The sequence below is a fragment of the Streptomyces flavofungini genome (assembly GCF_041028215.1).
Classification (GTDB): domain Bacteria; phylum Actinomycetota; class Actinomycetes; order Streptomycetales; family Streptomycetaceae; genus Streptomyces; species Streptomyces flavofungini_B.
Genome location: NZ_JASKYR010000147.1, coordinates 1 through 11396 on the forward strand (window position 1 = coordinate 1; position 11396 = coordinate 11396).

The 11396-nt window shown below is 69.6% G+C and carries 8 protein-coding genes and 1 pseudogene; 7 read left to right on the forward strand and 2 right to left on the reverse strand.

Annotated elements, in window-relative coordinates; translation table 11 throughout:
* The first annotated feature begins 63 nt into the window (after window positions 1-63).
* The 3 genes from AB8Z36_RS12990 to AB8Z36_RS13000 are packed head-to-tail and all read left to right on the forward strand — an operon-like array spanning window position 64 to window position 4757.
* Window positions 64-825, forward strand: coding sequence for a GNAT family N-acetyltransferase (locus tag AB8Z36_RS12990; RefSeq protein ID WP_369213419.1), 762 nt, complete (start codon window positions 64-66; stop codon window positions 823-825).
* Between the two features lie 46 nt (window positions 826-871).
* On the forward strand, window positions 872-2746 hold the full coding sequence (locus AB8Z36_RS12995) for an IucA/IucC family protein (RefSeq protein WP_369213420.1): 1875 nt from the start codon (window positions 872-874) through the stop codon (window positions 2744-2746).
* 40 nt (window positions 2747-2786) lie between these two features.
* Window positions 2787-4757, forward strand: a complete 1971-nt coding sequence (locus AB8Z36_RS13000; RefSeq protein ID WP_369213421.1) for an ATP-dependent DNA helicase — start codon at window positions 2787-2789, stop codon at window positions 4755-4757.
* Between the two features lie 91 nt (window positions 4758-4848).
* Here the strand turns inward: AB8Z36_RS13000 and lexA are convergent, their stop codons facing one another.
* Window positions 4849-5622, reverse strand: a complete 774-nt coding sequence (gene lexA, locus AB8Z36_RS13005; protein ID WP_369213422.1) for a transcriptional repressor LexA — start codon at window positions 5620-5622, stop codon at window positions 4849-4851.
* Window positions 5623-6119: 497 nt separating this feature from the next.
* Between lexA and nrdR the strand changes: the two genes are divergently transcribed.
* A complete protein-coding gene (nrdR, locus tag AB8Z36_RS13010) occupies window positions 6120-6665 on the forward strand; it encodes a transcriptional regulator NrdR (protein ID WP_062773713.1) in 546 nt (181 codons plus the stop codon).
* A 128-nt stretch (window positions 6666-6793) separates the two neighbouring features.
* Entirely contained in the window at window positions 6794-9697 is a 2904-nt protein-coding gene (locus tag AB8Z36_RS13015; RefSeq protein WP_369213423.1) for a vitamin B12-dependent ribonucleotide reductase, read from the forward strand.
* 122 nt (window positions 9698-9819) lie between these two features.
* On the opposite strand, the gene AB8Z36_RS13020 is transcribed toward AB8Z36_RS13015, so the two are convergent.
* Complete coding sequence (locus AB8Z36_RS13020) at window positions 9820-10347, reverse strand: TerD family protein (protein WP_440581903.1); 528 nt, start codon at window positions 10345-10347, stop codon at window positions 9820-9822.
* A 109-nt stretch (window positions 10348-10456) separates the two neighbouring features.
* On the opposite strand from AB8Z36_RS13020, the gene AB8Z36_RS13025 reads away from it, so the two are divergent.
* Together AB8Z36_RS13025 and AB8Z36_RS13030 are read left to right on the forward strand one after the other, a co-directional pair.
* The gene (locus AB8Z36_RS13025; protein ID WP_369213425.1) at window positions 10457-11278 is read left to right on the forward strand and encodes an arylamine N-acetyltransferase family protein; all 822 of its coding nucleotides are present in this window, start codon (window positions 10457-10459) and stop codon (window positions 11276-11278) included.
* Between the two features lie 33 nt (window positions 11279-11311).
* Window positions 11312-11396: pseudogene (locus AB8Z36_RS13030) on the forward strand (DUF4937 domain-containing protein); the annotation flags it as partial.

The window sequence follows — 11396 nt, forward strand, 5'->3', positions numbered from 1 at the left end:
ACCCCCTCCCTTCCTGAGGAACGTGCCCCACCTCTGCTGACCCCTCCCGACAGGAGCGATGCCGTGCCTCCTCACGATGCGAGCGCCGACGTGGGAGTCGGATCCGCGGCCGCCGCCGATGGCGCGGACACCCTCGATCTGCGGCTGTCCGAAGAGCTCACCTCCCTGGCGGCCGACTCCGGCCGAGGGAGGCGCACGGCGGGCGGCCTCCCCGGCCTCCCCGGCGTCCACGCGGCGGACGACCTGCTCGACCGCGTCGCCGACTGGGGCCCCACCACCACCGGCGCCGGAGTCTTCCAGCTCGTACCCGTAAGCCTGGAGCGTGATCTGCCGCTGATCAGCCGGTGGATGAACGACCCGGCGGTGGCGGCCTTCTGGGAACTCGCGGGGCCCGAGGCCGTGACGGAGGCCCATCTGCGCCCCCAGCTCGACGGAGACGGGCGCAGCGTCCCCTGCCTCGGAGTCCTCGACGGCACGCCGATGAGCTACTGGGAGATCTACCGGGCCGACCTCGACCCGCTGGCACGGCACTACCCCGCGCGCCCGCACGACACCGGAGTCCACCTCCTCATCGGTGGTGTCGCCCATCGAGGCCGTGGCCTGGGCACTTCGCTGCTCGCAGCCGTCGCGGACCTGGTGCTCGCACACCGTCCCGCCTGTGCGCGCGTCATCGCGGAACCCGACCTGCGCAACACCCCCTCCATCTCCGCTTTCCTGAGCGCCGGCTTCCGCTTCTCCGCCGAAGTGGATCTCCCCGACAAGCGGGCGGCCCTGATGATTCACGACCGGGCCCTGCGCGCAGTGCTACGACCCGATCACACTTAGTACAACTCCGCTCGCCCCGATCCGGTTCCCTCCCCGAGGAGTCCCCGTGCCGAATCCGTCCGACAGCCAGAGTTCCCGTACCGCCGCGGCGCTGTACGACCCGCCCGAGCTGACCGAGGACAGATGGCAGGGGGTGGGGCGCCGCCTGCTGGCCAAGATGATCGGCGAGTTCGCGTACGAGGAGATCATCCGGCCCATGCCGGTCGAGGACGACGAACCGGCCGCGGCGGCGGGCCGCGGCGCCGTCGCCTACCGTCTCCGGATCGACCCCGCCGAGACGGACGGCGACAGTGGCGGCTGCCTCACCTTCCTCGCCCGCCGGGGCTCCTACGGCAGCTGGTACGTGGACGCGACCAGCATGGCCCTGGCCGAGGGCGGCGGCGAAGCCATGCCGTTCGGCGATCCCCTGCGCTTCCTCGTCCTGGCCCGCCGGACCCTGGGGCTCGACGGCGCCACACTCGGCCACCTCGTCCGCGAGCTCAGCGTCACACTCTGCGCCGACACCCGGATAGAGCGCACCGCGCTCTCCGCGGCACGTCTCGCCGACCTCGAATACGCGGAACTGGAAGGGCACCAGACCGGCCACCCGTGGCTGGTCCTCAACAAGGGGCGCATCGGATTCTCGGCGACCGACACCGATCGCTGGGCGCCCGAGGCCCGTCGGCCGACCACACTCCCCTGGATAGCGGTCCGCACCGATCTCGCCGTGTACCGGGGCGTCACCGGCCTGGACACCGCGCAGCGGCTCTACGCCCGTGAGCTCGCCGAAGCGACCCAGGAGTCCTTCGCGGCCGTACTGCGCGCGCGTGGACTCGATCCCCGCGAGTACCTCTACCTGCCCGTGCACCCCTGGCAGTGGGACGAGACAGTGCTGCCGCTCTTCGCCCCCTCCGTCGCCGCGGACGCCATCGTCCCGCTGGGCACCGACGGCGACCTGCGCCTTCCCCAGCAGTCCATCCGCACCTTCCTCAACACCTCCCACCCCGACCGACACACCGTGAAGCTGCCGCTGTCGGTCCTGAACACCCTGGTCTGGCGCGGCCTGCCCACCGAGCGCACGGTCGCGGCGCCCGCCGTCACCGCCTGGATGCACGCCCTGCGGGACGCCGATCCCTTCCTGCGGGACGAGTGCGGGGTCATCCTGCTCGGTGAGGTGGCGTCGGTCGCGGTGGAGCACCCGGTCTACGACGGGCTGCCCGAGGTGCCCTACCAGTACCGGGAGCTGCTCGGCGCCATCTGGCGGGAGCCGGTCACGCGCTACCTCGCCCCGGACGAACGCGCGCGTACGCTCGCCTCCCTGCTGCACACCGACCCCGAGGGCAGGGCCTTCGTGGCGGAGCTCGTGGCGCGCTCGGGGCTGGCCCCGGCCGCCTGGCTGCGCCGGCTCTTCGCCGCCCTGCTGCCCCCGCTGCTGCACTTCCTCTACCGCTACGGCACCGTCTTCTCGCCCCACGGAGAGAACGCCATCGTCGTCTACGACGACAAGGACGTGCCCGTCCGGCTCGCCGTCAAGGACTTCGTGGACGACGTCAACGTAAGCGCCGTGCCCCTGCCCGAGCACGACTCGATGCCGGAGGACGTGCGCGCGGTGCTGCTGACCGAGCCGCCCGGGTTCCTCACCCAGTTCATCCATTCCGGTCTCTTCGTGGGCGTCTTCCGCTATCTCGCGCCGCTGTGCGAGGAGCAACTGGGAGTTCCCGAGGCCGACTTCTGGCACAGCGTGCGCGCCGAGATCCTGCGGCACCAGGCGCGCACCCCGGAGCTGAAGGAGCGGTACGAGATGTTCGACCTGCTCACACCGCGTATCGAGCGGCTGTGCCTCAACCGGAACCGCCTCCATCTCGACGGCTACCGCGACCGCTCGCAGCGCCCGCACGCCGCCGTGCACGGAACGGTGCCGAACCCTCTGCACCAGCCGTGATCGCGGGATTGTCAGTGGGGCACCGTAGGGTGGTCGCGCTATGACGAAGCCCTCCCTCCCCGAGCTCCTGCACGCCGCCGTCACCGCTGTCGGCGGCACGGAGCGGCCTGGCCAGGTGTCCATGACCGAGACCGTCGCCGCGGCGATCGACGACGGCTCCCATCTGCTGGTCCAGGCCGGCACCGGCACGGGCAAGTCGCTCGGCTATCTGGTGCCCGCCCTGGCGCACGGGGAGCGTGTGGTCGTCGCCACGGCCACGCTTGCCCTCCAGCGCCAGCTCGTGGAGCGCGACCTGCCGCGCACGGTGGACGCGCTGCATCCGCTGCTGCGCCGCCGCCCGCAGTTCGCGATGCTCAAGGGCCGGTCGAACTACCTGTGTCTGCACCGGCTCCACGAGGGCATGCCGCAGGACGAGGAGGAGGGCCTCTTCGACCAGTTCGAGGCGGCCGCCCCCACCAGCAGACTGGGCCAGGACCTGCTCAGGATGCGGGACTGGGCCGACGAGACCGAGACGGGCGACCGCGACGACCTCACCCCCGGTGTCTCCGACCGCGCCTGGGCCCAGGTCTCGGTCTCCTCCCGGGAGTGCCTCGGTGCCTCGAAGTGCGCCTACGGTGCGGAGTGCTTCGCGGAGGCGGCGCGTGAGCGAGCCAAGCTCGCCGACGTCGTCGTCACCAACCACGCGCTGCTCGCGATCGACGCGATCGAAGGCGCCCCCGTCCTGCCGCAGCACGAGGTGCTGATCGTGGACGAGGCCCATGAGCTGGTCTCCCGGGTCACCGGTGTGGCCACGGGCGAGCTCACGCCGGGGCAGGTCAACCGGGCGGTGCGGCGCGCGGCCAAGCTCGTCAACGAAAAGGCGGCCGACCAGCTCCAGACCGCGTCCGAGGGCTTCGAGCGGTTGATGGAGCTGGCCCTGCCCGGCCGCCTGGAGGAGATCCCCGAGGACCTGGGCTATGCCCTGATGGCCCTGCGGGACGCCGCGCGCACGGTGATCACGGCGCTCGGCTCCACCAGGGACAAGTCGGTCCAGGACGAGGACGCCGTCCGCAAGCAGGCGCTCGCCTCCGTGGAGTCCATCCACGACGTGGCGGAGCGGATCACCAATGGCTCCGAGTGGGACGTCGTCTGGTACGAGCGGCACGACCGCTTCGGCGCCTCGCTGCGGGTGGCGCCGATGTCCGTCTCGGGCCTGCTGCGGGAGAAGCTGTTCAACGACCGCTCGGTGACCCTGACGTCGGCGACGCTCAAGCTCGGCGGCGATTTCAACGGCGTGGGTGCCTCGCTGGGCCTGGCCCCGGAGGGCACCGAGGCCGAGGACGCCCCCGTATGGAAGGGCCTGGACGTCGGCTCGCCGTTCGACTACGGCAAGCAGGGCATTCTCTATGTGGCGAAGCATCTCGCCCGTCCGGGCCGCGAGGGCACCCGGGACGACATGCTCGATGAGCTGACCGAGCTGATCGAGGCGTCCGGTGGGCGCACGCTCGGCCTGTTCTCCTCCATGCGGGCGGCCCAGAGCGCCGCGGAGGAGCTGCGCGGGCGCCTGGACATGCCCATCCTGCTCCAGGGCGAGGAGACGCTCGGCGAGCTGATCAAGGGCTTCGCCGCGGACGCGCGGACCTGCCTGTTCGGGACGCTCTCGCTCTGGCAGGGCGTGGATGTGCCGGGCCCGAGCTGTCAGCTGGTGGTGATGGACAAGATTCCGTTCCCGCGCCCGGACGATCCGCTCATGAGCGCCCGACAGAAGGCGGTCGACGATGCCGGGGGCAATGGCTTCATGGCGGTCGCGGCCACCCATGCGGCCCTGCTGATGGCGCAGGGCGCCGGCCGTCTGGTGCGGGCGACGGGGGACCGTGGTGTGGTCGCCGTCCTCGACCCGCGCCTCGCGACGGCGCGGTACGGCAGCTATCTGCGGGCCTCGCTGCCCGACTTCTGGTACACGACGGACCGCAATCAGGTCCGCCGCTCGCTGGCAGCGATCGACGCGGCGGCGAAGGCGGACGAGGCGTAGCCGCGCGACGAGCCCCAGCTGCCCTGTGGGCGGACGCAGCAGGACCCCGGAACCGGCGCAGGTGGTTCCGGGGTCCGGTCATGGGCGGAGGTCAGACCCGCCGCAGCACCGCCACGACCTTGCCGAGGATGGTGGCCTCGTCGCCGGGAATCGGCTGGTACGCGGAGTTGTGGGGGAGCAGCCATACGTGACCGTCCTCGCGCTTGAAGCGCTTGACCGTCGCCTCGCCGTCCAGCATGGCGGCCACGATGTCGCCATTCTCCGCGACCGGCTGACGGCGCACGGTGACCCAGTCGCCGTCGCAGATCGCGGCCTCGATCATCGAGTCACCGACGACCTTCAGGACGAAGAGCTCGCCGTCGCCGACGAGCTGGCGGGGGAGGGGGAAGACATCCTCCACCGACTCCTCGGCGAGGATCGGGCCACCGGCGGCGATGCGGCCTACCAGTGGGACATACGAGGCCGCGGGCTTGCCGGTGGTGTCCGTGGGCTGGCTGCTCGGCTGGTCCGAGCCACGCACCTCGTACGCCCGGGGGCGGTGGGGGTCGCGGCGCAGGAAGCCCTTGCGCTCCAGGGCCATCAGCTGATGAGCGACCGAGGAGGTGCTGGACAGGCCCACGGCCTGACCGATCTCCCGCATCGACGGTGGGTACCCGCGCCGCTGCACGGAGTCCCTGATGACCTCGATGACCCGGCGCTGCCGGTCGGTGAGGCCGGAGCTATCGGCGCGGATGCCTGGAGGTCGGCCCGGCAGGGAGCGAGCGGGCGTGGGCCCCTCCTGGTTCGAAACTGCGTCATTCATGGCATGCACCGGCTCGAGTCGGCTCTGGGCAGTGATGGTGGCGCTGTCTGCGGTGGTGGTCACTTCGGTCGGCCCCTCTCGAGATGTTCTCTCCCTAGCTAGCCAACGGTAGTTGCTTTCGAAAGGTTGCGCCAAACACACGTTCGAGTGAAAAATCAGGGATTACCTGCCGTGATCATGTGTCCGGGTGTATGGCTAACGTTCGGGCCGAAGGGCAATTCGGTTCATTACGGTACGCTTCACCGCTGTGGTCGCGAGCCCCTCCGCAGGGCTCCCATACTGCCATCCGGTGCTCCGTCAACCCCGCACCGGCCCCCCGCCGCGAGCTGCGCGCACGGGCCTTCGTGCGGTCCGCCGACCGTCCGGCCGGTACGACACGCTAGGGGCGGAAAATGCGGCCCAACCCCACATCTAGTGGTTGGATTGCATCAGCAGCCCAGAAGTAGTGGTCCCCGGTCTTCCGGGACTCCCGGGATCGCCTATGCTTGGGGCTGCTTCGAGGGGCTCACCAGCCCCTGTGAGGCGTACGAGTCGTGCCATGAAGGAGGGTTGGGAGTTCCATGCACTGCCCCTTCTGCAGGCACCCCGACAGCCGTGTAGTCGACAGTCGCACCACCGACGACGGCACGTCGATCCGCAGACGCCGCCAGTGCCCCGACTGCTCCCGTCGTTTCACGACCGTGGAGACGTGCTCACTGATGGTGGTCAAGCGCAGCGGGGTGACCGAGCCCTTCAGTCGTACGAAGGTCATCAACGGCGTCCGCAAGGCGTGCCAGGGGCGGCCCGTGACCGAGGACGCGCTCGCCCTGCTCGGCCAGCGGGTCGAAGAGGCCGTGCGTGCCACCGGCAGCGCGGAGCTCACCACGCACGATGTCGGCCTCGCCATACTGGGCCCGTTGCAGGAGCTCGACCTCGTCGCCTATCTGCGCTTCGCGTCCGTGTACCGCGCCTTCGACTCGCTTGAGGACTTCGAAGCCGCCATCGGCGAGCTCAGGGAACAGCGGCTCGACGCGGAGCCGTGCGACGCGGGCGGAGAGCGCGTCGTGAACGACCGCGGGCCCGGAGGGACCGTCGAGGTCCCCGTGCCCGCCACCGCCGCCGACTGACCGGCGAAGCGGCGGCTTACAGACCTGTCGAGGGCCTCCTTCGTGATGCCCGCGACATCAGACACACATCCGTGCCATGGGAAGAACGTGGCACTTCAGGGCGTTTTAGCCTGAAACAGGGAGGCGGCATGACCGAGACGACGAGCGGCCCGGCACGAGGTTCCCGCGCCAAGGGGTCCAAGGCCAGCAAGGGTCTGCGCATCGAGCGCGTCCACACGACCCCCGGCGTGCACCCGTACGACGAGGTGGCCTGGGAGCGCCGTGACGTCGTCATGACCAATTGGCGCGACGGCTCGATCAACTTCGAGCAGCGTGGCGTCGAGTTCCCCGACTTCTGGTCGGTGAACGCGGTCAACATCGTCACCAGCAAGTACTTCCGCGGGGCCGTCGGCACCCCGCAGCGCGAGACCGGCCTCAAGCAGCTGATCGACCGCATCGTGAAGACCTACCGCAAGGCCGGTGAGGACTACAGCTACTTCGCCTCGCCCGCCGACGCCGAGATCTTCGAGCACGAGCTGGCCTACGCCCTCCTGCACCAGATCTTCAGCTTCAACTCCCCGGTCTGGTTCAACGTCGGCACGCCCCAGCCGCAGCAGGTCTCCGCCTGCTTCATCCTGTCCGTCGACGACTCCATGGAGTCGATCCTCGACTGGTACAAGGAAGAGGGCATGATCTTCAAGGGCGGCTCCGGAGCCGGCCTGAACCTCTCCCGCATCCGCTCCTCCAAGGAGCTGCTCTCCTCCGGCGGCAACGCCTCTGGCCCCGTCTCCTTCATGCGCGGTGCCGACGCCTCCGCCGGAACGATCAAGTCCGGTGGCGCCACCCGCCGAGCGGCCAAGATGGTCATCCTCGACGTCGACCACCCCGACATCGAGGGCTTCATCGAGACCAAGGTGAAGGAAGAGGAGAAGATCCGCGCCCTGCGCGACGCGGGCTTCGACATGGACCTGGGCGGCGACGACATCACGTCCGTCCAGTACCAGAACGCCAACAACTCGGTCCGCGTGAACGACACCTTCATGAAGGCGGTCGAGGAGGGCGGCAAGTTCGGCCTCACCTCCCGCATGACGGGTGACGTCATCGAGGAGGTCGACGCCAAGTCGCTCTTCCGCAAGATGGCCGAGGCCGCCTGGGCCTGCGCCGACCCCGGCATCCAGTACGACGACACCATCAACGCCTGGCACACCTGCCCGGAGTCCGGCCGCATCAACGGCTCGAACCCGTGCAGTGAGTACATGCACCTGGACAACACGTCCTGCAACCTCGCCTCGCTGAACCTGATGAAGTTCCTGAAGGACGACGGCAAGGGCAACCAGTCCTTCGACGTCGAGCGCTTCTCCAAGGTCGTCGAGCTGGTCATCACCGCGATGGACATCTCCATCTGCTTCGCGGACTTCCCGACGCAGAAGATCGGCGAGAACACCCGCGCCTTCCGTCAGCTCGGCATCGGCTACGCCAACCTGGGCGCCCTCCTGATGGCGACCGGCCACGCCTACGACTCCGACGGCGGCCGTGCCCTCGCCGGTGCCATCACGTCGCTGATGACGGGTACGTCGTACAAGCGTTCCGCCGAGCTCGCCGCGGTCGTCGGCCCGTACGACGGCTACGCCAAGAACGCGACCCCGCACAAGCGCGTCATGAAGCAGCACGCCGACGCCAACGCCACGGCCGTCCGCATGGACGACCTGGACTCGCCGATCTGGGCCGCCGCCACGGAGGCCTGGCAGGACGTGATCCGCCTCGGCGACAAGAACGGCTTCCGCAACTCGCAGGCCTCGGTCATCGCCCCGACCGGCACCATCGGTCTCGCGATGTCCTGCGACACCACGGGCCTGGAGCCCGACCTGGCCCTGGTGAAGTTCAAGAAGCTCGTCGGCGGCGGCTCCATGCAGATCGTCAACGGCACCGTGCCGCAGGCCCTGCGCCGCCTGGGCTACCAGGAGGAGCAGATCGAGGCGATCGTCGCCCACATCGCCGAGCACGGCAATGTGATCGACGCCCCGGGTCTGAAGACCGAGCACTACGAGGTCTTCGACTGCGCCATGGGCGAGCGCTCCATCTCCGCGATGGGCCACGTCCGCATGATGGCCGCGATCCAGCCGTGGATCTCGGGCGCCCTCTCCAAGACGGTCAACCTCCCGGAGACCGCCACCGTCGAGGACGTCGAAGAGGTCTACTTCGAGGCGTGGAAGCTGGGCGTCAAGGCGCTCGCCATCTACCGCGACAACTGCAAGGTCGGCCAGCCGCTCTCCGCCAAGAAGAAGGAGGAGGAGAAGGCCGAGATCACCGAGAAGACCGAGGACGCGATCCGTGCCGCGGTCGAGAAGGTGGTCGAGTACCGCCCGGTCCGCAAGCGCCTCCCCAAGGGCCGTCCCGGCATCACCACCTCCTTCACGGTGGGCGGCGCCGAGGGCTACATGACCGCCAACTCCTACCCGGACGACGGTCTCGGTGAGGTCTTCCTGAAGATGTCCAAGCAGGGTTCGACCCTCGCGGGCATGATGGACGCCTTCTCCATCGCCGTCTCGGTCGGCCTCCAGTACGGCGTGCCGCTGGAGACCTACGTCTCCAAGTTCACGAACATGCGCTTCGAGCCGGCCGGTATGACGGACGACCCGGACGTGCGGATGGCGCAGTCGATCGTCGACTACATCTTCCGCCGCCTGGCGCTCGACTTCCTGCCCTTCGAGACGCGCTCCGCGCTCGGCATCCACTCCGCCGAGGAGCGCCAGCGTCACCTGGAGACCGGTTCGTACGAGCCGTCCCTCGACGAGTCCGAGGTCGAGGTGGAGACGCTCGCGCAGACGGCTCCGAAGCAGCCCGAGTCGCTGAAGGCGGTCGCCACGCCGAAGGCCGAGGCCGAGTCGGCGAAGGCCGCCCCGCAGCAGGCGCACACCAGCGCCGAGCTGGTCGAGATGCAGCTCGGCATCCAGGCCGACGCGCCGCTGTGCTTCTCCTGCGGCACGAAGATGCAGCGGGCGGGCTCCTGCTACATCTGCGAGGGCTGCGGCTCCACCAGCGGTTGCAGCTGATCACGCGGAATGCCGCTTGACGGCGACCGTCGTTCGACGGTGACCGTCATGTGACGACAGGGACCGCCGCTCCGTGAGCGGCGGTCAGGGCGGCGGGGCCGGGTTCCGGCTCCGCCGCCTCGTCAGTGCTCGGCCCCCATCAGGGACGCGAAGGCGGTCGGGTCGGCGTCGAAGCCGCGCACGTCCTCGCGGAACGACCAGGCGCCCGACTCGTCCCTGACGAACTCGGCCACGGTCGCCGCCGTGCTCCCCGGGACGGCGGCAAGGTCGTTCTCCGCGAGGACGGTGTGGCCCTCGCGGATGCGGACGGCTGTGCTCGGGATGTCGCCGAGGACCTTCTCCGCCGCCTGCTGCTGGATGGTCACGCCCACCACGACACGGGCGTACGTGGCCGCGAGGCGCTCCAGTTCGAGCACCATGACCTCGTCGTAGCCGAAGCCCTGGCCCGTGCGGCTGTCGCGGTTGAGATGGATCGTGCCGTCGGGCGAGCGGCTGTCGAAGTGCACCAGGTACACCGGGTCTCCGTACGGGGCTTCCTTCGTGTACGTCGCCGCGATGAGGTCGAGGTCGTTGGGCGGCTCGCCCGCCGGGCTCGGGTCCCACTTGAGACCGACCTCGACCTTCTCGATCCCCTTGCTGACACTGCTCACCGGAACCTCCCCCTCCTTTGAGACCTGGGCGCTGTCCACCCAGAGAAGCGTAACTGGGCTCCGCCGTCCGGAGGTTGGTGTTCCGCGCTGCGGCGGAGATCATGGACGTATGACATGGCACGGGGAAGAGCTCGACATCGACGCCTATCTGACGAGACTCGGGCACACGGGAGAGACCAAGCCAAACCTGGACACCCTGCGCGCCCTGCACCGCGCGCACGTGGCGGCGATCCCCTTCGAGAACCTGGAGATGATGCTCGGCCGCCCGGTGCCCCTGGACCTCGCGGCGCTCCAGGACAAGATGGTCCGGCGCCGCCGGGGAGGCTACTGCTACGAACAGAACCTGCTCTTCGCGGCGGCGCTCGAACGCGTCGGCTTCGACGTCACCGGTCTCGGGGCACGCGTGCGTGCCGGGGCCTCCGCCACGCGCGCGGTGACGCACATGCTCCTGAAGGTGGAGGCGGACGGCGAAGCCTGGCACTGCGACGTGGGCTTCGGCGGCGACGGGCTGCTGGAACCGTTCCCCTTGCGCGCGGGCGCCGAAGAGCGACAAGGAGAGTGGCGTTTCCAGCTCCACGCCGAGGAGGGCGGGGTGCTGGTGCTGCGGACCTGGCGGCCCGAGGGCTGGTTCGACCTCTACGCGTACACCCTGGAGCCGCGCCTTTTCGTCGACTACGCAGTGATGAACCACTACACCTCCACCCACCCCATGTCGTCGTTCATCCGCCGCCCGGTGCTCCAGCGGGCCGCTCCCGACGCGCGCCGCAGGCTCGTCGGGGATCAGTTCGCCGTGACCCGCGCGGACGGCACGGTGACCGAACGGACCGTATCCGTGAGCGAATTGCCGGACGTTCTCGTGCGGGAGTTCGGCATTGAACTGGACTCCGCCGACATCGCCGGACTGATCGCGATGCACTACGCCGGAGCGTGACCCCGGCCGTGCTCCGCGCCGTACGATGGCGCGGTGCTGGTCAAGTGGATTCGCTGTTCCGTGGTCGACCGCCGAGGGTTCGAGCGCGGGCAGCGGAAGTGGGCGGGGCTTCTGGGGG

What these genes read in the sequence shown, in the direction of transcription:
- AB8Z36_RS13000 (WP_369213421.1), top strand. Translation starts at nt 2,787, where the DNA reads ATGACGAAGCCCTCCCTCCCCGAGCTCCTGCACGCCGCCGTCACCGCT.
- nrdR (WP_062773713.1), top strand. Translation starts at nt 6,120, where the DNA reads ATGCACTGCCCCTTCTGCAGGCACCCCGACAGCCGTGTAGTCGACAGT.
- AB8Z36_RS13015 (WP_369213423.1), top strand. Translation starts at nt 6,794, where the DNA reads ATGACCGAGACGACGAGCGGCCCGGCACGAGGTTCCCGCGCCAAGGGG.
- AB8Z36_RS13025 (WP_369213425.1), top strand. Translation starts at nt 10,457, where the DNA reads ATGACATGGCACGGGGAAGAGCTCGACATCGACGCCTATCTGACGAGA.